An 18,965-nucleotide genomic window follows, 5' to 3' on the forward strand; every position below is an offset into this window, starting at 1 on the left:
TGGTGCTATGACTGACCACGAAATGCCCCCGCTGAATGACTCCCAGGTGGAGTCGCACGGGGGCATTCGTGCTTTAAATTTTAGGGTTGATAAGGGGTCGGACGTCCCGCCCTACTCCCAGCTGCGCCGGGCGATTATAGCGGCGCGGGCTTCTGGGGTGCTGACTGCCGGTGACCGGCTACCACCCATGCGGGCCCTGGCGGCTGAGACGGGTCTGGCCCTGAACACGGTGGCTAAGGCCTATAAGGAGTTGGAGGCTGCCGGTGCCATTGAGACGCGCGGCCGGGCTGGGTCTTTTATTACGGCTCTTGATGCAACGGCGCATCAGGCGCAGACCTTGACCGAAAATTATATTTCGGCTATGCACAAACTGGGCTTTGAGGACCAGCAGATCCACGAGACCCTGGACCGTATGCTTACGTTCCACCTCCACTAGAATCCCATGCGACCAGAGGGGTCTATACTCTTTGGCATCTGCTAGGCGCAGAAGTAAGTCGCACGTTGGCATCGGTAGCAGTACGCATGCGTCGAGAACAGCGGATAGCCCAGACATTACGATATGCGAGTCTGCGCGAAGCCTGTGGGGAGGTCAAAGTAGCTACCGTCTGCTGATGATTCTTGCGTTTGTTCCTGGAGGAAAGCTCTACGTTCCCTTCGCTCTTTCTCTTCATACTGAATCAAGTCTGCGAGAAGTACACGACGATGGCGGCCAACAGTAGTAAAGGGAATATCACCAGATTCGAGAATTTTTACGAGTGTTGGGCGAGATATTTGGAGATAATCAGCAGCTTGCTGAGTGGTGAGCTTGGTATCGGTAGGGGTAATCGAAACAGCCTTGTTATGGGCTAAGGCATCAACAATGGTTGTTAGTGTGTCATATAAGGGGAAGGGAATAACCTGTTTTTTACCGTCTGGCGATAGCAGCGCAGGCTGAGCCCCCTCACCCTCAGTAGAAGCGCTGTGCAAAAAAGAAAAAAGTAGTTCCAAGTCTGCTTCATGGAAGGTGGAGGGTTCAAGAATAGAACGCTGATTATTTTGAGTGACGGTCATGCCACCACTATAGCACTATTCGAAATATTCGAAATACTATGATGTTTCCCGGTAGTGGCAGCCTGTGGGGCAGTAGTGGCTGGAGTTGGTGCGTCCGGCCCAGCGGGCGGCGGTGCGACGGCGGTTGACCCGCTGCCGCTTGGCCTCAAGTTCCCGCCAGATGGATAAGACTTTAGCCCGCGCCCACACGTTCAGGCGGTGGGCCCAGTGGAACTCCGTGCCCCACAGGCTCATGCCCATGAAGATAAAGAGCCAGCCGGGCCCTGGCGTCACCAGCATGATAATACCGGCAACAATGCAGAGAAAGCCGACCCCAATCACCAGCAGGCGGTAGAAGAGCAGCAGGGCGGGGTGGCGTCCCATCATGGCGCGGAACCGCTCCATACGCTGGTGCAGGCGGCCCCCCTGCCCGCTCTCGATCTCCTTATCCAGGCCCATAGACGTCCTAGAGGGTGAAGCCTACGGTAACGGGCTCAGGTTCCAGGTGCACCCCAAAGCGGGCCTGGACGCCGTCGCGCACAGCGCGGGCAATGGCCGCGATATCGGCGGTAGAGGCGCCCCCGCGGTTGGTGATAGCCAGGGTGTGCTTGGTAGAGAGTGAGGCCCGGCCACCGGCAAGTTCCGCCGCCTCGCCTTCTAGACCGAAGCCCTTGTCAAAGCCAGCGTGCTGGATCAGCCAGGCGGCAGAAAGTTTGACCATGCCCTCGATGGGTTCACCGGCGGGGGTGGTTGCAGGGTAGGACGGGGCCCCCTCGGGCAGGGTGGCTGCAACAGCTTCGGGGACGATGGGGTTGGTGAAGAAGGAGCCGGTGGAGTAGGTGTCGCGGTCGGCGGCGTCGAGCACCATGCCTTTACCGGCGCGTAGGCGCAGCACGGTTTCGCGCACCTGGCGGGAGTCGGCCCGATCCCCCACTTCAACGCCTAGTTGGCGGGCCAGCTCAGCGTAGCGGACGGGGGCGGACTGGGAGCCGTGCGGCAGCTGGAAGTCTACGGTCAGCACCACATAGCGGGGGGAGCCGTTGACGGTGGACTGCTTAAGGATCGAATCCCGGTAGGCGAACTTGAGGTCGGCGTTAGCGAAGGTCTTGTAGCCGCCGGTTTGGCGGTCCCAGGTACGCACCGAGGCGATGGTGTGGGCGACCTCAGAGCCGTAGGCACCCACGTTCTGCACGGGGGTAGCGCCCACGGTGCCGGGGATACCTGAGAGAGCCTCAATCCCGGAGAGTTCCTGTTCGACAGCGTAGGCCACCAGGTCGTCCCAGGTATGGCCGGCCTGCACGCGCAAGGTGGTGCCGCCGCAGGCATAGTCGCTAACGGTCTCGATACCGGTTGAAGCGATGTGGACCACTGTCCCGTCAAAGCCCTCATCGGCTACCAGCAGGTTAGAGCCCCCACCGACTACCAGCAGGTCTTCTCCTGCCTGGTCGGCGGTGCTTACGGCCTCGATAATTTCCTGCTCGCTGGTGGCCTCAACGAAGAGGCGGGCGGGGCCGCCCACAGCGGCAGTGGTCAGTTCACTTAAAAGCTTGTCAGTCACGGTGCCTATTCTACCGGCTTAGCCCGGGTGCCGCCTGCCTGCCCCCTGAGCTGTGGCTGGGAGCCGGGCAGGGGCGTCCTGACAGCTCTCCCCTAATCTAGAGCTTTTCGGTATGGACGGTGCGGCTGGGCTTCTTAGGTTCTAGCTGGCTAGTTAGAGCCAGGGAAACCACCACGAAGACCAGCACGACGATCAGGCCGTTCCGAATGCCGAAGTGCTCCCCTAGCAGGCCCAACAGGGGCGGGCCGCCTAGGAAGGCTGCGTAGCCGATGGTGGAGACGACGGAGACGCGGACGGCGGCCTTGAGCGGGTCGTCGGAGGCTGCTGACATGCCGGTGGGGAAGCCCAGGGAGGCGCCGAGGCCCCAGAGTACCAGGCCGACGAAGCCGAGGGGGACGGTGGGGGCAAGGATGAAGAGGGCTAGGCCGAGGATGGCGAGGGTGCAGGTGGCCCGGAGGACGGGAATCCTCCCGTACCGGTTGAGCAGGGTGGTGCCGCCGAAGCGTCCTGCCATCATGGCTACTACGAAGGTGAAGTAGCCGAGGGAGCCGATGGTGTTGCTGGTGCCGTAGTCGTGGGTGAGGGCGAGCGCGACCCAGTCGTTGGCTGAGCCTTCTGCCAGGGCCATGCCGAGGACGAAGAGGCCGATGAGGATGGTGTGTTTGTCGCGCCAGGCGTCGCGCACCCGGTAGGAGCCGACGGCTGCGATGGCTTGGGTGTCGTCTTGGCCGTAGTGTTCGCTGTGGCAGAGTTTGAGGGAGATGAGGACGAGGGCGGCTACGGCGAGGGCGAAGTAGAGCATGTGGATGGCGAAGGGGACGCCGAGGCGGGTGTCGAGGGTGCCGATGGCGGCGCCGATGACGGTTCCGATGGAGAAGAAGCCGTGCATGATGGGGGTGACGTAGCGCCCCAGGGCTCGTTCGTTGGCTACGCCTTGTACGTTGGAGGCGACGTTGGAGACGGCGCTGCCTAGGCCTTGGAGCATGAGGCCGAGTAGGGTTACGGGCACGTTGGTGAGGTGGACGCCGAGGCCGATGAGGATCATGCCGGTGACGGTGGTGGTGTAGGCGGCGGCGATACAGCGGATGGCGCCGTGGCGGGCGACGAGGGCGCCGGAGAAGCTCACGGCGCAGAAGGAACCGATGGTCATACCCAGTAGCAGTAGGCCCATGGGGCCGGAGCTGAGCCCTAGCCCGTTGGCGACGTCAGGCAGGCGGGTGAGTAGGGCAGAAACCACTAAACCGCTAGCAAAGAAAAGCCCCAGCACCGCCCTGTACCAGGTCTTAATCTGCCGGTCGGAAAGCTGGGTGCGGGAGGTGTGTGCCATGGTGGGTGAGGTCGATTCTCTCGTGGTCAGTCTCAAAAGGCTCGTTCGTGTTTGTGTCCTGCTGTCTATTCTAGTGGTCGTGCACGACAAGGCGCCCGCTCAAGCTCTGAACGGGCGCCTTTGGTACGCAATTTGGGGGTGCGCTAAGCGAGCTTCACTAGGGCCTGGGCCTTCATCAGCACCTTCTGCTCCTTGCCCTCGCTGTCGGGGGCAGTGACGGTCAGATCAATACGGGCTGTGCGGGCGTCCGAATCCAGGGCCCCCACCTTACCGGCAACCGAAATCACATTCCCGCCGGTAGCCGGGGAGGCCGCGTCATCAGCATCGGGTACCGGAACCGGCTTGGAGAAGCGGGTCTGATAATCCACAATAGCGCCAGCGTCGCCTACCCAGTCAGTCACCAGCTGCACGGCAGCGCCCATGGTGAACATGCCGTGGGCAATCACGCCAGGCAGGCCCACAGCGGTTGCGAAGCGCTCGTTCCAGTGGATGGGGTTGAAGTCGCCGGACGCGCCCGCGTAGGCCACCAGGTCAGCACGGGTGACAGGAATCTGACGGGCACCGATCTCGGTACCCTTTTCAAGGGAGTCAAAAGAGATAGCCATGGGTTAGTCCTCCGCCCGAACCAGCAGTGATGAAATGCAGGTGGCAACCTTTTCGCCCTCTACAGTGGTGATTTCCTCGCGGGTGGTCAGCATAGCGCCAGCCCCCATAACCCGCACGCTATCGACGTGAACCTCGGTCAGCAACTTGTCCCCGGCCACGATCGGGCGGTGGTGGGTAAAACGCTGGTCGGCGTGGACCACACGGGAAAAATCGATACCGGCCTCCGGGTCGCCGATCAGGGCGGCGTCCGCTTTCTGGGCCAGAATAATCGCAAAGGTGGGAGGGGCAATCAAGTCGCTGTAGCCTGCGCTCTGGGCGGCCTGCACATCAAAGTGCAGGGGGCTGGTAGCTTTCACAGCGGCAGCGAATTCACGGATTTTCTCTCGCCCAACCGCATAGGGCTCTGTGGCCGGGTAGACCCGGCCCACGATCTCTTCATTAATAGCCATGTAAACACTCTACGGGGCAGAACCATGTTTCATGAAATAAAAAGGAAAAAAGTTCAAATACCAGCCCGGGGTGACTCCCCTGCTTGTGGGTAAGAAAAAACCTGCCAAGCTTCTGCTTGACAGGTTATCTGAGCCCCGACCGGGAATCGATCCCGGGACCTCCATCTTACCAAGATGGCGCTCTACCACTGAGCTATCGGGGCGTAGCGGTGGACGGGCTCGATCCGTCGACCTCACGATTATGAGTCGTGCGCTCTAACCAGCTGAGCTACACCGCCAGGTATAAACCACATGGGCTCATACGAGAGCCCCGACCGGGAATCGATCCCGGGACCTCCATCTTACCAAGATGGCGCTCTACCACTGAGCTATCGGGGCAACAGATACTAGCTTACGGTACATTGTTTAGTAAACGCAAATCCAGAACCTGTTTTTTGAGGTGTTCTAGGGCACAACCTTAGAACTTTTTGCGGCCCTTCTTCTTACCACCGAAGTCCTTGCCGCCGAAGTCGCGGTCGAACTTCTTCTTGCCGCCAAAGTCCTTCTTGCCGTAGCCGCGGTCGTCGCGGTCGAACTTCTTTTTGAAGCCCTTACCGCCAAAGTCCTTGCCGCCGAAGTCACCGTCGCGGTCAAACTTCTTGCCGCCGCCCTTGGGGCCGCGATCCTTCTTGATGTTGATGAACTCACCGGCTACCTGGGTGTCGCGCAGGCGGTCGAAGAAGTCACCGGGCAGTTCGTTCTCGGGCAGGGAGACAATAGTGAAGTGCTGGCGGATGTCAATGGCACCCACCTGGCTACCCTTGAGGCCACCCTCGTTGGTCAGGGCACCGACGATCGCTGCCGGGGAAACCCGGGAGGAACGGCCGACGTTCAGCTTGTAGTCAACCATGCCTTCCTCTGAATGGCGGCGGCCGCCGCGGGGCTTGTCGTCCCGGTCGAAATCGCGGTCGCGGTCGCGCTTCTTGCTCTTGGGCTCGGGCATTTCTTCAGCCAGGAAGGGGCGGCCCTGCTGGGCGATGACGGCCAGGGCAGCTGCGATTTCTTCACCCTCAACGTCGTGTTCCAGGGCGTAGGCGTCGATGAGCTCGCGGAAGAAGCTGAGATCTTCGGTTTCGATGGTGTCGGTGATCTGCTGGGCAAACTTCTGCTTGCGGTTGCTGTTCACATCGTCCACGGTGGGCATGTGCATCTGCTCAACCTGCTGGCGGGTTGCCTTTTCGATCTGGCGCAGCATGTACTTTTCGCGGGGGGTCATGAAGAGGATCGCTTCACCCTCGCGGCCTGCACGGCCGGTACGGCCAATACGGTGGACGTAGGATTCGGTGTCGTGGGGAATGTCGAAGTTGACGACCAGGGAGATACGCTCGACGTCCAGGCCTCGGGCGGCGACGTCGGTAGCGACCAGGATGTCGATTCGGCCGTCACGCAGGGCTTCGACGGTGCGTTCGCGCTGGGTCTGGGGGATGTCACCGTTAATGGCGGCAGCCTGGTAGCCGCGAGCCTTGAGCTTATCGGCGACCTCTTCGGTTTCCTTCTTGGTACGGACGAAGGCGATGACGCCGTCGTAGTCCTCAACCTCAAGCACGCGGGTCATGGCTTCGAGCTTGTGGGAGTGCATGACCTGCATGTAGCGCTGGCGGATGTTGGCGCTGGTGGTGGTCTTTGACTTGACGCGCACTTCGACGGGGTCGTTGAGGTACTTGTCGGCGATTTTGCGGATGGTCTTGGGCATGGTGGCCGAGAAGAGGGCTACCTGCTTGCTGTCGGGGGTGCCTGCCAGGATTTCTTCGACGTCCTCAGCGAAGCCCATGCGGAGCATTTCGTCGGCTTCGTCGAGGACAAGGTACTGGAGGTTGGAGAGGTCCAGGGAACCCTTCTTGAGGTGGTCGATGACACGGCCGGGGGTGCCGACGACGACCTGGGCGCCGCGCTTGAGGCCGGCCAGCTGGGGGCCGTAGGGGGAGCCGCCGTAGATGGGCAGGACGGTGAAGTCGTCCATGTCGGTGGCGTAGGAGGAGAAGGCTTCTGCAACCTGCAGGGCTAGTTCGCGGGTGGGGGCGAGGACGAGCACCTGGGTGTCCTTGGAGACGCCGTTGATGTCGGCTAGTTCTGCCAGGGTGGAGAGGGCTGGCAGGGCGAAGGCGGCGGTCTTGCCGGTGCCGGTTTGGGCGAGGCCCAGGACGTCGCGACCTTCAAGGAGCAGGGGGATGGTTTTGGCCTGGATGGGTGAGGGCTTTTCGTAGCCTACCTTGTCGAGGGCGGCCAGGACGCGGCCGTCGAGGCCCAGGTCGGTGAAGCGCACGGTTTCTTCTTCGGTGGTTGCTTCGGTGTTTTCTGCGTTGACAGCAGTATTTTCAGTCAATGTTTTCCTCATCGAGTGGGGTTTCAGCACGGTTGTTCGTGCTTACGGGTGTTCCCCGTGGAATGCTCGCGAGGGGCCTCAGAGCGAGGTCTTCGGTTCGTGGGCGCTGTGCCTTCGACTGTTGACGCGCGTGTACGCGGTTTTCTAGCTCCTGGGCTAGTACAGGTGGGTTAGGGGTTCGTGGCAGCGAGTCTAACCGGGCAGGGCCCTGGTGGGGTTTCCTGCGGGTGAAGGGGTGCGCGCTTGGGCGAGCTGATTACACATCAGGTTCTCTTCTAGGTTCAACTGTTTTCTTTTGCCGAAGAGGGTTGAACGCGCGTAGCCCTTGGGTGGTTTGCCGGTTGCGTCCGGCGGGTTGCCGTGGTGGGCGTGGGCGCTAGAGAAGCGTCTTTCGGGGGTTCCCGAGTCTTACCTTTCAACCCTACCTTAGTTTGGTGGGTTTAGGGGTGTTGGGTGATAAAGGGTACAGGTTTAGGGGACGCGGCGGGCGATATCGATGGTGCCGATGGTGGTGTAGGGCTCGTAGGTGGCGTTGCCGTAGCGGCCGGTGGCGTAGGCGGTGGCGCTTGTGGGTGGGTTGCCGCCCCAGGCGCTGCCTGCGCGGTCGATGAGGACGTAGTCGGGGGCGGGTTGGCCTGAGTGGTTGATCCAGTAAACGGTGTGGTCGGGTACGAGGTAGGTCAGGACGGAGAGGTCGGCAGCGACGCTGGCCCCGGCGGGGATTGCGGCGACGGCTTGGGCTTTCATCTGGTCGGCGCTGCTTTGGGTGGTGGTGGCGAAGGCGGGGTTGGCCAGGTCTGAGAGGGGCTGGTTGGTGGTGCCGATGAGGTTGATGAGCAGGACCAGAGCGGGGATGAGGACGGGGGCCCGGTGCCGCAGGGTGCCGAGGACCTTGGCGGTGGTTTGGGCTAACGGGGCTGATCCTAGCCGGTAGGCGGGGGTTTCGGTGCGGGCCTTTGCCTTGGCGAGCGCGTCCAAAAGTGCCATGAAGATGATGGGCATGAGGATGAGGTTGTAGTGCCAGGTGGCTTCCCAGTAGCCCTCTTGGGGGGAGAGGAAGCGCCAGATGAGGGTGGGCGCGACGATCAGGGCAAGGGGGCTGGCCAGCCAGGCGAGGGCTCCGGTGAGCAGGAGCAAGCCGAGGGTGGCGGTTTTGGTCCAGGGGTAGAAGAGTTGGGCGAAGGCGCCGAGGGGATTACCCAGGGCGGCTTGGACATCCAGTTTGTCGGAGTAGTCGAAGACGCCGCCTGTGTTGAAGAAGGGCAGGATCAGGCTGACGGCTAGTACCGACCAGGCGACGCCCCAGAGGGCCAGGAGGGTGGCTTCGGCGACGGCTGGGGCTTTGGTCCAGGAGCGGGTGAGGGTTTGGAGACGCTGGGACCATGGGGTGGCTCCTGCGCTGGCTAGGGGGAAGAGGATATTGGTGGCGGTGGTGATCCAGCCGGTGCGCCAGAGGATGACGAGTCCCAGGGCGAAGACGGTGATACCGACGTCCTCTTTCACGAATACGAGGGGGGCACCCCAGTAGGCGGCCCGGCGGAGCAGGGGGGCGGGGTCGTCGGTGAGGCGGGTGAGGGCCAGGTAGCCTAGGCTGAGCATGAGCAGGGGTAGGGCGAAGGCTACCTCGTGGAACTGTACGGAGATGGCCTGCTGGACGCCGAAGCTGAGGGCGTAGGCAGCACCCAGGGCGAGGGCGGCCCAGGGGGCTAGGAGGCGCTGGGCAAAGCGTACTAGCAGGTAGACGGAGAGGGCAACAAGCCCGTTTTGTACGTAGAGCAGGGTAGCCGGTGAGGGCCAGAGCCAGTAGAAGGGGGTGAGGAGGACGGTGAGGGGGTGGAAGTGGTCACCGAGTAGGTTGAACCCCTCGCCCTTGATGGGAACGATGGGGGCTTGCCCGTTGGCGTAGGCCTTGGCTAGTTGGGAGAAGATTCCGAGGTCCCAGGAGGGGGTGATGAAGTGCTGCCATTGGAACCAGGAGTAGAGGCTGTAGAGACCGAAGACAGCTACTGCGAGCAGGGCTGCAAGGACGCGGGAGCGCCCCAGGTTGGTTTCGGCAGGTAGGTTGAGCTTGGTCATGGGCCTTCTTAGGTGGGCTGGTTTGTGGGCTATGTATGAGTATAGACAGTTGACCTGGGTGCGGGGCGGGTAGCAGTTGGGGGTGTGAGACGATAGGGAGCATGTTACATGCCTCTATGACCCTTGAGCCGACCCACCGGGTAGATTTGGGGCAGACTTTTGCTCCCCTCCAGCGGGGCAAGGCTGATCCTCTCTTTCAGGCAGTTGCAACCCCGGTGGGCAGGGTTTTTTGGGCGACGGCCCGGGAGCAGGGGGTAGGGTTGCTGGCCCGGTTCTCCCGGACGCACCCCCACGATCTTCTGGCCCCTCTTGAGGTAGAGCTGTGGGAGGTCCCAGAGCCTAGCCGCGGGCAAGGGGGTGGGAGGGCCGCGTCCGCCCTGGAGGCCTTTGCCTCCCGCCTGCCGGGCTGGGTGGGTGAACGGGACCGCTGGAGCTCTTTCCTGGCCTCCCCGCCCTGGGGTCAGTTGCCGGAGCGTCTGAAACGAGCCCGGGCTGAGGCTCCGGGCTTGCGCCTGCCCTCGGTGGGGCTGCTCTCCCAGAACCTGCTCCTGGCCGTCAGTGAACAGCGGGTCACCGGCCTAGAAGCAATGGGTGGAATGAGGGCCCTCCTGCGCCAGTACGGAACCCCTGTACCAGCAACCGGGCACCCAGACCAGCCCGAGGGCATGATTGTTTTTCCTCCCCCGGAAGCCTTTGCCGCCATACCAGACTGGGCCTACCACCGGGCAGGTTTTGACCGATCCCGCTCCTCAGCCATGGTGAACTACGCCCACCGGGCAGCCTCCTTTGAGCGTTTTGCCGAGGCCAACCCCGTCGGCGAACTCGCCCGGGCCCTCCACTCGGTCCCCGGCATCGGCCCCTGGACTATCGCCGAAACCCTCCAACGCTACTGCGGGCACCCGGACGCGATCAGCGTCGGCGACTACCACCTGGCCCACCACGTCACCTACGCCTTCGACGGAACCCGGGGCGACGACGCCCGTATGCTCCAGCTCCTAGCCCCCTACGCGGGCAACCGGCAGCGCGTCATCTCCCTCATCAAGGCCGCTGGAATCAGCGAACCCCGCAGGGCACCCCGCTACGCCCCACAAGACATCAGAAAGCTCTAGGGCAACAAAAACCCAGGGCCGCTCCCCCATCAACGGGGAAGCGGCCCTGGGCCTTAAATCTATGCTAATAAGCCTTATGCCTGGGCGGGGTTATCGGAGACATCTTCACCAGCGGCCTGGGCAGCTTCAGCCTCAGCAACCTGCTTGTGAACTTCTGCCATATCGAGGTCCTTGACGGCCTCAATGATCTGGTCGAACTGCTGGCCGTTCAGCGCACCGGGCTGAGAGAAGACCAGGACGCCCTCGCGGAAGCCCATGATAGTGGGAATAGAGGTAATACCTGCGGCAGCAGCCAGCTGCTGCTGGTCCTCGGTGTCGACCTTGCCGAAGGTAATGTCAGCGTGCTTCTCTGACGCTGCTTCAAAAATGGGGCCGAACTGCTTGCAGGGGCCGCACCAGTCTGCCCAGAAGTCAAGGAAGAGAATCTCTGAGGATTCGACGTGCTGGGTGAGGTTTTCCTGAGTGATTTCAATGGTTGCCATGGGGAACACGCTACCTGGTTTAGGGGGCCTTGTCTAAAGAGTGTGGCAGGTTTCTCTCTCAATGAAGCCGCAGCCCCCACTTCACGGTGGAGGGCATAGAAAAATCCCGCCTCCGAAGAGACGGGATTTTTGCTGGTGGCAGATGAGGGATTTGAACCCCCGTAGGCAATGCCAGCTGATTTACAGTCAGCCCCCTTTGGCCGCTCGGGTAATCTGCCGTATTCAATTTCTTGAATCATTCACTCTTTCAAGCGAACAGTAGATTACTTTACACGAGATTTGGGGCCGTGCAAAATCGTTCCCCGCTTTTGTTGCCAAGACCACACAAAGATGGGGGGGTGGGTCCGGTCTTTCGGGCCCACCCCAAGCCTTTTAGGCGTTGACCGCCGCTTCTTGCTCAAGCAGGAGGGAAATTTCTAGGTTTTCAAGGTAGGCGTAGGCCTGCTCGGGGGTACACATGCTCCCGCGAATCTCACGCTCTAGGTTCTCTTTCACGCCCTCAAAACGGGCGATGAGGTCAGGGTGGCGGAGGGTCGCACCCAACTCAGGAGCAAAAATAAGCTGCTCCTGCTGGGAGACTGCCCCCTCCTGGGCCAGCTCGGGCATGTCAAAATTGTCTGCCGCAAGATCCGCGATCAGGGCCTCATAGGCCAACTGAACAGTTTGATCGGTTACAGCCTGGTGATTTTCTGCTACCTGGAGTGCCCCTGCGCCGGGCTGTACGCCAGCATCAGAAGCGGTAGCTATCTTTTGTTCAACCATGACTCCATTCTTTCTGACGAAGATGAACTCTAGCTGAGAATGCGGTCACAGTTTCATAACGATTCTCAGAACCTGACCTCTGACCCCAAAACAGGGTACGGTTAGAGGTGAAACCCCTCTCCCCCGGCTTTCCCCCGAGGTGAGAGCAACCCCCTACCGATTGAAAGAGGTGCCCACCTATGGCAAGCGATTCATCATTTGACGTAGTCTCCAAGGTTGATAAGCAGGAAGTATCTAACGCCCTCAACCAGGCCCAGAAGGAGGTCGCCCAGCGCTACGACTTCCGCGGCGTCGGCGCTGAGATCGATTTCTCTGGCGAGAAAATCCTAATCAAGGCTAACTCTGAAGAACGCGCCCTGGCCGTACTGGACGTCTTCCAGTCCAAGCTGGTCAAGCGCGGAATTTCCCTGAAATCACTTGATTCCGGTGACCCCTACGCCTCAGGCAAGGAGTACCGCATTGAGTCTTCCATCAAGGAGGGCATTGCCCAGGATCAGGCTAAGAAGATTTCTAAGCTGATTCGTGAGGAGGGCCCCAAGTCTGTCAAGGCCACCATTCAGGGCGATGAACTGCGCGTTACCTCTAAGTCCCGTGACGACCTGCAGGAGGTCATTGCCCTACTTAAGGGTGCTGACCTTGAGGTGGACCTCCAGTTCGTCAACTACCGCTAACCCACTGGCCCTAACCGGGCTAGCCGGGGCGGAAGCGTCCTCCCCACAACAATAAAAGCTCCCCTGACCGGTGCGGTCAGGGGAGCTTTTTCACGCCACAACCCCGGGTAATGGTACGAACCTTTCCCAGGGCGGGGTGGGTTAGAGGTGGCCCATCTGGCGGGCCATGCCCTCCAGGCGGGCAATGCGGTCGGACATGGGCGGGTGGGAGGCCATCAGGTTCTTTACGGAACCGCCACCCCGGAAGGGGTTAGCAATCATCATGGACGCTGCCCCCGCTACCTGCGGCTGATCAGGGTTCATGGGGTAACGGGACACCCCGTTCTCCAGCTTGTGCAGGGCAGAGGCCAGGGCGAGGGGGTCGCCGGTGAGGCGGGCACCGTCCTCGTCGGCGTCGTATTCGCGGGTTCGACTAATTGCCATCTGCATGACGGCTGATACCAGGGGGGCCAGGAAGGCCAGGAAGAGGGTGAAAATCAGGCCGCCTGCCCCGCGGTTTTCTTCGTCGCGGTTCCCACCGAACATCATGCCGAACATAGCGAACTGGGAGATGGACCCCACCACGGAGGCCAGGGCCGCTGCGATGGACCCGGTGAGGATGTCGCGGTTGTAGACGTGCATGAGCTCGTGGCCGATAACGCCGCGCATTTCGCGTTCGTCGAGGAGCTGCAGGATTCCTTCGGTGCAGCAGACGGCGGCGTTCTGGGGGTTGCGGCCGGTAGCAAAGGCGTTGGGGGTCATGGTGGGGGCGACGTAGAGCCGGGGCATGGGCTGGTTGGCCTTGGCGGAGAGCTCTTCGACGATGGCGTAGAGGCCGGGGATTTGCTCACGGGTGACCGGGTAGGCGTTCATGGAGCGGATGGCGATTTTGTCTGAGTTCCAGTAAGTGTAGGCAACCATGCCGACGCCGACGAGGCCCATGAGGAGGATCCAGATGGAGCTTTTGGTGTAGGCGGCCAGACCTGCGCCAATGAGCAGGAGGAGGCCCACCATGGAGCCGAGCAGGAGTGCGGTTTTGAGGCCGTTATTGTGACCGTGCACTGGGTGCCTTTCGTGGGGTTGGGGGTGTCTTTGTGGTTCTAGGGTAGCGGACGCGCCGGGTTGGTTTCTGGGGTCAGCCTGGGAGTTTGCTGGGTGGTGTTAAAGGTGGGGCGCCTGCCCTCCCCTGGGTGGGGTGGGCAAGCGCCGGGGGGGTTAGCTACACATGACGAATTCTAGGTTTCCGTAGTTGTAGTAGCTTTCGAGGACGTAGACCCCGTAGGGGTGCTCGAGGAGCATGATGGGGATGTACTCGCGGAAGTCGATGGGGGCGCCGTCCAGGTTGAAGGAGAGCTGGCAGGAGATCGTGGTGGGCAGATCCTTGCCGAAGTCATCCCAGGGGATTGACTTCATGAACTCGTAGTATTCCGGGGTGCCTACCCAGTTGCGGGGGTCGTCCGGGTCGAGTTCGGGTAGCTCGGGTTCAACCGGTACCGGCTCGGGCTCGGGCTCAACCGGCAGTTCCGGCTCAACCGGTAGTTCCGGCTCAACCGGTAGTTCCGGCTCAACCGGTAGTTCCGGCTCAACGGGCAACTCGGGCTCAACGGGTAGCTCGGGCTCAACGGGGAGTTCCGGCTCCACAGGCAGCTCAGGCTCAACCGGCAGCTCAGGTTCTACCGGCAGTTCCGGCTCAACGGGAAGCTCAGGTTCGACCGGCAGCTCAGGTTCTACCGGGAGTTCCGGCTCAACGGGCAGCTCGGGCTCGACGGGCAGCTCGGGCTCAACCGGCAGTTCCGGCTCAACGGGTAGCTCGGGCTCGACGGGTAGCTCGGGCTCGACGGGCAACTCAGGCTCGACAGGGAGTTCCGGCTCGACAGGCTGCTCGGGCTCAACAGGTTCAACCGGTAGTTCCGGCTCAACGGGCAGCTCCGGTTCAACCGGCAGTTCCGGCTCGACAGGTTCAACCGGGAGCTCGGGCTCAACCGGCAGTTCCGGCTCGACAGGCAACTCGGGCTCGACAGGCAACTCGGGCTCAACCGGCAGCTCGGGCTCGACAGGCAGCTCCGGTTCGACGGGGAGCTCGGGCTCGACAGGAAGCTCAGGCTCAACCGGCAACTCGGGCTCAACCGGGAGTTCCGGCTCGACAGGTTCAACCGGCAGTTCCGGCTCAACGGGGAGCTCAGGCTCGACCGGGAGTTCCGGCTCAACCGGCAGCTCAGGCTCGACCGGCAGTTCCGGCTCGACGGGGAGCTCAGGTTCGACCGGCTCGACAGGCTGCTCGGGCTCAACAGGTTCAACCGGCATTTCCGGCTCAACCGGCAGCTCGGGCTCGACGGGGAGCTCGGGCTCAACAGGCAGCTCCGGTTCGACGGGCAGCTCAGGCTCGACCGGCAGTTCCGGCTCAACAGGCAGCTCGGGCTCGACGGGGAGCTCAGGTTCGACCGGCTCGACAGGCTGCTCGGGCTCAACAGGTTCAACCGGCAGTTCCGGCTCCACGGGCAGCTCGGGCTCTACCGGGAGTTCCGGCTCAACGGGTAGCTCGGGTTCAACCGGCAGTTCCGGCTCAACAGGAAGCTCGGGCTCAACCGGCAGTTCCGGCTCAACAGGAAGCTCGGGCTCGACGGGCAGCTCGGGTTCAACCGGGAGTTCCGGCTCGACAGGCAGTTCCGGCTCGACGGGAAGCTCAGGCTCGACCGGTAGTTCCGGCTCAACCGGCAGCTCAGGCTCAACCGGCTGCTCGGGCTCAACCGGCTGCTCGGGCTCAACCGGCTGCTCGGGCTCAACCGGCTGCTCGGGATCAACGGGTAGCTCCGGCTCAACAGGTTCAACCGGCAGTTCCGGCTCCACGGGCAGCTCGGGCTCAACCGGCAACTCGGGCTCAACCGGGAGCTCGGGCTCGACCGGCAGCTCGGGCTCGACCGGCAGTTCCGGCTCGACGGGCAGTTCCGGCTCAACGGGGAGCTCAGGCTCGACCGGGAGTTCCGGCTCAACGGGGAACTCCGGCTCCACAGGGAGCTCGGGTTCAACCGGCAACTCGGGCTCGACGGGCAGTTCGGGCTCCACAGGGAGCTCGGGCTCGACGGGCAGCTCCGGCTCAACCGGCAGCTCAGGTTCTACCGGGAGTTCCGGCTCCACAGGGAGCTCAGGCTCAACAGGCAGCTCAGGCTCAACAGGCAGCTCAGGCTCAACCGGGAGTTCCGGCTCAACCGGGAGCTCAGGCTCAACCGGGAGCTCAGGCTCAACAGGCAGCTCAGGCTCGACGGGCTCGACAGGCAGCTCGGGCTCAACCGGGAGTTCCGGCTCCACAGGGAGCTCAGGCTCAACGGGGAGCTCAGGCTCCACAGGGAACTCAGGTTCGACCGGCTCGACGGGCAGTTCCGGCTCGACAGGCAACTCGGGCTCGACCGGGAGTTCAGGCTCAACAGGTTCTTCAGGAGCAGGAACCACAGGAACCACAGGCTCAACAGGTTCAAGGGGCTGCTCCGGAACAGGAACCACAGGCACCTCGGGCGCAGGAACAGGAACCTCAGGCGCAGGCGCAGGCACCTCGGGGGCAGGCTCTACCGACGCATCAGCAGGCTGAGGCGGCACGGAAACACCAGGCGCGGCAGCGTCAGGTGCGGCAGCGTCAGAGGACGCAGAGGCCGACGCAGCAGGCAAGGAAATACGATTCCCGACATTCTCAACAGAATTCGCCGGAATAGCCGACGAGGAAACAGCCGAACCCCCCGCAGACACAAGACCAGCAACAGCCGACCCAGCAGAGGCCCCACTAGCAGCAGAAACCCCGGCAGGTGAACCAGTAGCCTGGCCCGGACGGCTCTCACCAGCAGGATCAGCACTCGTCACACCCGCAGAAAGGGCATCCCCCTGGGGGGCAGCGTCCTCAGCATCAGCTGAATCAAGCTCCTCCACAGGAACAGGGGCACTCCCCTGGGGCTCATCCACCAGGGAATCAGCAATGCCTTCAGATACTTCCTTGCCCTCAGCAGATTCAGGGGTATGCAACTGGGAATCTGCACTAATCAGAGGCTGCTCAGGTGAAATGTTATTCACCAGGGCGATACCACCAGCGACAGCACCAAGAGCGGTTGCAACCGCAGCCGCCCCAGCAATCGCCTGGCTACCGGAGTTCCAACGTCCGCCCATCAGGCCATTACCTGAGAGCAGGCCACCACCCTGGGAAGCGCCAGCAACACCACCGGCTGCAATACCGCCAGTCAGGAAGGGCAGAAGCACCTTGGAACTGTCAGTGATAATGGGGGCAAAACCTGCCAGAACAGGGAAAACCCAGACGCGCATGGACTTGTTAATCCCCGCCAGATTCAGATACTCAGAGGTGCAGTAGGAGCACACCGAAAGGTGGGTTCGTAGGGCTTCACTACGCTTCTTCGTCAGAGAACCACGGACCATTGAGCTCAGATGGGACGAGTACTGAGCACATTCAGGGGTCTTGGGGGCATTCTGATGGGCGCGTAGGAAACCTTCCCGGAGACTTTCACGCGCACGAGTAGCCAGCGCCGACACGGCGTTAGCTGAAAGGTTCATAGTCAAGGCGACTTCGCGAGGCTTCTTATCTTCAACCTCAGTCATCCACAAAACGGCCTGCCAGCGCTCGGGCAAACCGGTGAAAGCAGAAATCAGCTCGTCAGATTCATGCAGACGCAGGACGGACTCGTCGAGAGACCCCATTGCCTCCAAGTGGTCGTCCTGGCTCGGAACTTCCTTCTGAGCCAGCAGCCCGTTCTCGGCAGCTAGGTGGGCGATGGTCGTCGCCAAATAGCCCCCCACGAAAGAGCGAGGGCCCTTGCCGTTTTTCAGGGCCTGAAGCACGCGAACGAAAGCCTCAGAAACAATATCCTCTGAGAGATTGGAATCGCTAGTGTGCTTGTAAGCGACCGCACGGGCCATGGATACGTAGCGTTCATAAAGTACACCGAAGGCGTCGAGGTTGCCCTCGCGAACATTTGACAACAAAAGTTCGTCGGTCATACCGGTCTGAGCGGTGTTCTGTGGTTGCATGGATGTCCCTAGTTCAATGCGAGCCAAACCCCAGAACGTAATACTGGGGCATTCTCTCTAGTCTACCTATTTTAGTGCTGCCTGTGCAGTTATGTGTACCGAATGTAACGAAGATATGGGCCCGGCAACTCTCCCCCGAGAGATGCCGAGCCCATAGACAAAACCGAAAAGAGACGGACGGTGCGAACGCCCTTCCCTTCCGGCCCAGCAGGCCGCCCCTAGCGGCCCACTCAACTGATGCGGTGTTTCAATTTCAAATTTTTTGTGGTGCCACCACCCGCGAACGGCATTGGCACCAGATGGTGGTCATGAGTGCGAAACATGCTCACCGGTTACCTCTATTGGTCGTATGTAATTTTTCCCTGGGTCTTCTGTGTGCCTTCCTTTCAGAACCCGCGAACGGCCCTGACTATCTAGCCTGGCGTGTTCAGAACCCGCGAACGGCCCTGAACCTCCTTGTGTATTCAGGTGGCAGAGCCGCCAGAGTTTCCAGCAGCGGCGGCCCTGCACCTTTTTGAATACACATCACAGTGTTTGCTTCTTGTCTGAGGCGTTTTCCCCTAGTCTCAGACGATCAGCGGTGGAGCTCACTGATCCCCACGATCGTATGTGGGCTCCGTTTGTTTATTCCCTTATGTTTCGCTCCCGCTTCCCATGACGGGAACGAATTTGGTTTGGTTCACTGTTAGGCCTTTGCAGGCTGTGGCAGATTCCCTGACAGTTTTGCGCTGTCATAAATAAAGAGCGCTGGGGGCCCGTTTCATGACGCAAAAATCAGAACTTTTTTAAAAAATCTTTCACTTTCTCAAGAGTCCTGTTGTGACTAGGCCTTTTATCGACAATATTTTTTCCCGCACCCCGCTCCACCTCCCTCCCACCCCCTCCCAGGAGGACAGGAACCTCTTAGGTTCACCTGAACAACACCCAAAGTTCACCTTATTGTGAAGAACTCAAAATAAGGATAGTATGGTGACATGATGTCAATAACCCGCCCGGATCAAGACCCAGGCTGCCACCACATCCCCGGCACAGCCCGCGTCCTGACAGAAGCCCCCCAAGAAGCCTGGGCGGCCCAACTCCGCGCCAAAGGACGCCGCGTCACAAAACAACGCCTCGCCGTCCTCACCGCCGTCCACGACAACCCCCACTCCACCGCAGACGCCATCGTCACCGCCGTCCGCGAAGAACTACCGGGCATCACGGTCCAATCCGTCTACGTCGTCCTCGCAGACCTCACCGACATCAACATGCTCCGCAAATTCGAGCCCCCCGGGTCAGCAGGGCTCTACGAAACCCGCACCGGCGACAACCACCACCACGCCTACTGCATCCGCTGCGGCAAGGTCGAAGACGTGGACTGCGCCATCGGAGCAGCCCCCTGCCTGACCCCCAACAACTTCCACGGCATGGCCCTCATCAGCGCAGACGTCCTCTACCGAGGAATCTGCCAAACCTGCCAAACAGCCGAGGAGAAAGAAGTAGCCCTGGCCCAGCAAGCAGCAGCCCTCGCTCCCGCCAGCTAAACCAGTAGCT

The 18,965-nt window shown here is 61.4% G+C and carries 16 protein-coding genes and 4 tRNA genes; 4 read left to right on the top strand and 16 right to left on the bottom strand.

Annotated features, from left to right (window positions below):
- Positions 1-7: 7 nt before the first annotated feature.
- Positions 8-436, top strand: coding sequence for a GntR family transcriptional regulator (locus tag L7A15_RS03145; RefSeq protein WP_237208883.1), 429 nt, complete (start codon positions 8-10; stop codon positions 434-436).
- 116 nt (positions 437-552) lie between these two features.
- On the opposite strand, the gene L7A15_RS03150 is transcribed toward L7A15_RS03145, so the two are convergent.
- The 11 genes from L7A15_RS03150 to L7A15_RS03200 all read right to left on the bottom strand — a co-directional run bounded on the left by L7A15_RS03150 (position 553) and on the right by L7A15_RS03200 (position 9,407).
- Positions 553-1,050, bottom strand: a complete 498-nt coding sequence (locus L7A15_RS03150; protein ID WP_237208884.1) for a helix-turn-helix domain-containing protein — start codon at positions 1,048-1,050, stop codon at positions 553-555.
- 36 nt (positions 1,051-1,086) lie between these two features.
- Complete coding sequence (locus L7A15_RS03155) at positions 1,087-1,488, bottom strand: PGPGW domain-containing protein (RefSeq protein WP_237208885.1); 402 nt, start codon at positions 1,486-1,488, stop codon at positions 1,087-1,089.
- A gap of 7 nt (positions 1,489-1,495) precedes the next feature.
- Complete coding sequence (locus tag L7A15_RS03160; RefSeq protein ID WP_237208886.1) at positions 1,496-2,587, bottom strand: UDP-N-acetylmuramate dehydrogenase; 1,092 nt, start codon at positions 2,585-2,587, stop codon at positions 1,496-1,498.
- 97 nt (positions 2,588-2,684) lie between these two features.
- Entirely contained in the window at positions 2,685-3,914 is a 1,230-nt protein-coding gene (locus L7A15_RS03165) for an MFS transporter (protein WP_237208887.1), read from the bottom strand.
- A 143-nt stretch (positions 3,915-4,057) separates the two neighbouring features.
- Entirely contained in the window at positions 4,058-4,519 is a 462-nt protein-coding gene (locus L7A15_RS03170) for a MaoC family dehydratase (protein WP_237208888.1), read from the bottom strand.
- 3 nt (positions 4,520-4,522) lie between these two features.
- Complete coding sequence (locus L7A15_RS03175) at positions 4,523-4,969, bottom strand: MaoC family dehydratase N-terminal domain-containing protein (RefSeq protein WP_237208889.1); 447 nt, start codon at positions 4,967-4,969, stop codon at positions 4,523-4,525.
- A 131-nt stretch (positions 4,970-5,100) separates the two neighbouring features.
- Positions 5,101-5,172, bottom strand: a tRNA-Thr gene (locus L7A15_RS03180).
- Between the two features lies 1 nt (position 5,173).
- Positions 5,174-5,247, bottom strand: a tRNA-Met gene (locus L7A15_RS03185).
- A 28-nt stretch (positions 5,248-5,275) separates the two neighbouring features.
- Positions 5,276-5,347 (bottom strand) — tRNA-Thr (locus L7A15_RS03190).
- Between the two features lie 79 nt (positions 5,348-5,426).
- Positions 5,427-7,343, bottom strand: a complete 1,917-nt coding sequence (locus L7A15_RS03195; RefSeq protein WP_237208890.1) for a DEAD/DEAH box helicase — start codon at positions 7,341-7,343, stop codon at positions 5,427-5,429.
- 459 nt (positions 7,344-7,802) lie between these two features.
- Positions 7,803-9,407 (bottom strand): DUF2079 domain-containing protein, encoded by a 1,605-nt coding sequence (locus L7A15_RS03200; RefSeq protein WP_237208891.1) that lies wholly within the window; start codon positions 9,405-9,407, stop codon positions 7,803-7,805.
- Positions 9,408-9,508: 101 nt separating this feature from the next.
- Between L7A15_RS03200 and L7A15_RS03205 the strand changes: the two genes are divergently transcribed.
- Positions 9,509-10,516 carry a DNA-3-methyladenine glycosylase family protein gene (locus tag L7A15_RS03205; protein WP_237208892.1) on the top strand — a complete coding sequence of 336 codons (1,008 nt, stop codon included), beginning with the start codon at positions 9,509-9,511 and terminating at the stop codon, positions 10,514-10,516.
- Between the two features lie 74 nt (positions 10,517-10,590).
- Here the strand turns inward: L7A15_RS03205 and L7A15_RS03210 are convergent, their stop codons facing one another.
- The 3 genes from L7A15_RS03210 to L7A15_RS03220 all read right to left on the bottom strand — a co-directional run bounded on the left by L7A15_RS03210 (position 10,591) and on the right by L7A15_RS03220 (position 11,760).
- Entirely contained in the window at positions 10,591-10,998 is a 408-nt protein-coding gene (locus tag L7A15_RS03210; RefSeq protein WP_237188804.1) for a thioredoxin family protein, read from the bottom strand.
- A gap of 133 nt (positions 10,999-11,131) precedes the next feature.
- Positions 11,132-11,216 (bottom strand) — tRNA-Tyr (locus tag L7A15_RS03215).
- Positions 11,217-11,370: 154 nt separating this feature from the next.
- Positions 11,371-11,760, bottom strand: coding sequence for a hypothetical protein (locus L7A15_RS03220; protein ID WP_237208893.1), 390 nt, complete (start codon positions 11,758-11,760; stop codon positions 11,371-11,373).
- A 179-nt stretch (positions 11,761-11,939) separates the two neighbouring features.
- On the opposite strand from L7A15_RS03220, the gene L7A15_RS03225 reads away from it, so the two are divergent.
- Positions 11,940-12,431 carry a YajQ family cyclic di-GMP-binding protein gene (locus tag L7A15_RS03225; RefSeq protein WP_237188802.1) on the top strand — a complete coding sequence of 164 codons (492 nt, stop codon included), beginning with the start codon at positions 11,940-11,942 and terminating at the stop codon, positions 12,429-12,431.
- Between the two features lie 141 nt (positions 12,432-12,572).
- Here the strand turns inward: L7A15_RS03225 and htpX are convergent, their stop codons facing one another.
- Both htpX and L7A15_RS10655 read right to left on the bottom strand, forming a co-directional pair.
- Positions 12,573-13,472: a zinc metalloprotease HtpX gene (htpX, locus tag L7A15_RS03230; RefSeq protein WP_237208894.1), complete on the bottom strand. Its 900-nt coding sequence runs from the start codon at positions 13,470-13,472 to the stop codon at positions 12,573-12,575.
- Between the two features lie 153 nt (positions 13,473-13,625).
- Complete coding sequence (locus tag L7A15_RS10655; protein WP_272878645.1) at positions 13,626-17,432, bottom strand: sigma-70 family RNA polymerase sigma factor; 3,807 nt, start codon at positions 17,430-17,432, stop codon at positions 13,626-13,628.
- A 974-nt stretch (positions 17,433-18,406) separates the two neighbouring features.
- Here L7A15_RS10655 and L7A15_RS03245 point away from each other — a divergent pair.
- Complete coding sequence (locus L7A15_RS03245) at positions 18,407-18,955, top strand: Fur family transcriptional regulator (RefSeq protein ID WP_237208895.1); 549 nt, start codon at positions 18,407-18,409, stop codon at positions 18,953-18,955.
- Positions 18,956-18,965 lie beyond the last annotated feature (10 nt).

Origin of the sequence: Rothia nasimurium, from assembly GCF_928391935.1 — a bacterium.
In the GTDB taxonomy this organism is placed as follows: Bacteria; Actinomycetota; Actinomycetes; order Actinomycetales; family Micrococcaceae; genus Rothia; species Rothia nasimurium_D.

What these genes read in the sequence shown, in the direction of transcription:
- L7A15_RS03145 (WP_237208883.1), top strand. Translation starts at nt 8, where the DNA reads ATGACTGACCACGAAATGCCCCCGCTGAATGACTCCCAGGTGGAGTCG.
- L7A15_RS03150 (WP_237208884.1), bottom strand. Translation starts at nt 1,050, where the DNA reads ATGACCGTCACTCAAAATAATCAGCGTTCTATTCTTGAACCCTCCACC.
- L7A15_RS03155 (WP_237208885.1), bottom strand. Translation starts at nt 1,488, where the DNA reads ATGGGCCTGGATAAGGAGATCGAGAGCGGGCAGGGGGGCCGCCTGCAC.
- L7A15_RS03165 (WP_237208887.1), bottom strand. Translation starts at nt 3,914, where the DNA reads ATGGCACACACCTCCCGCACCCAGCTTTCCGACCGGCAGATTAAGACC.
- L7A15_RS03170 (WP_237208888.1), bottom strand. Translation starts at nt 4,519, where the DNA reads ATGGCTATCTCTTTTGACTCCCTTGAAAAGGGTACCGAGATCGGTGCC.
- L7A15_RS03175 (WP_237208889.1), bottom strand. Translation starts at nt 4,969, where the DNA reads ATGGCTATTAATGAAGAGATCGTGGGCCGGGTCTACCCGGCCACAGAG.
- L7A15_RS03195 (WP_237208890.1), bottom strand. Translation starts at nt 7,343, where the DNA reads ATGAGGAAAACATTGACTGAAAATACTGCTGTCAACGCAGAAAACACC.
- L7A15_RS03200 (WP_237208891.1), bottom strand. Translation starts at nt 9,407, where the DNA reads ATGACCAAGCTCAACCTACCTGCCGAAACCAACCTGGGGCGCTCCCGC.
- L7A15_RS03205 (WP_237208892.1), top strand. Translation starts at nt 9,509, where the DNA reads ATGTTACATGCCTCTATGACCCTTGAGCCGACCCACCGGGTAGATTTG.
- L7A15_RS03210 (WP_237188804.1), bottom strand. Translation starts at nt 10,998, where the DNA reads ATGGCAACCATTGAAATCACTCAGGAAAACCTCACCCAGCACGTCGAA.
- L7A15_RS03220 (WP_237208893.1), bottom strand. Translation starts at nt 11,760, where the DNA reads ATGGTTGAACAAAAGATAGCTACCGCTTCTGATGCTGGCGTACAGCCC.
- L7A15_RS03225 (WP_237188802.1), top strand. Translation starts at nt 11,940, where the DNA reads ATGGCAAGCGATTCATCATTTGACGTAGTCTCCAAGGTTGATAAGCAG.
- L7A15_RS10655 (WP_272878645.1), bottom strand. Translation starts at nt 17,432, where the DNA reads ATGCAACCACAGAACACCGCTCAGACCGGTATGACCGACGAACTTTTG.
- L7A15_RS03245 (WP_237208895.1), top strand. Translation starts at nt 18,407, where the DNA reads ATGATGTCAATAACCCGCCCGGATCAAGACCCAGGCTGCCACCACATC.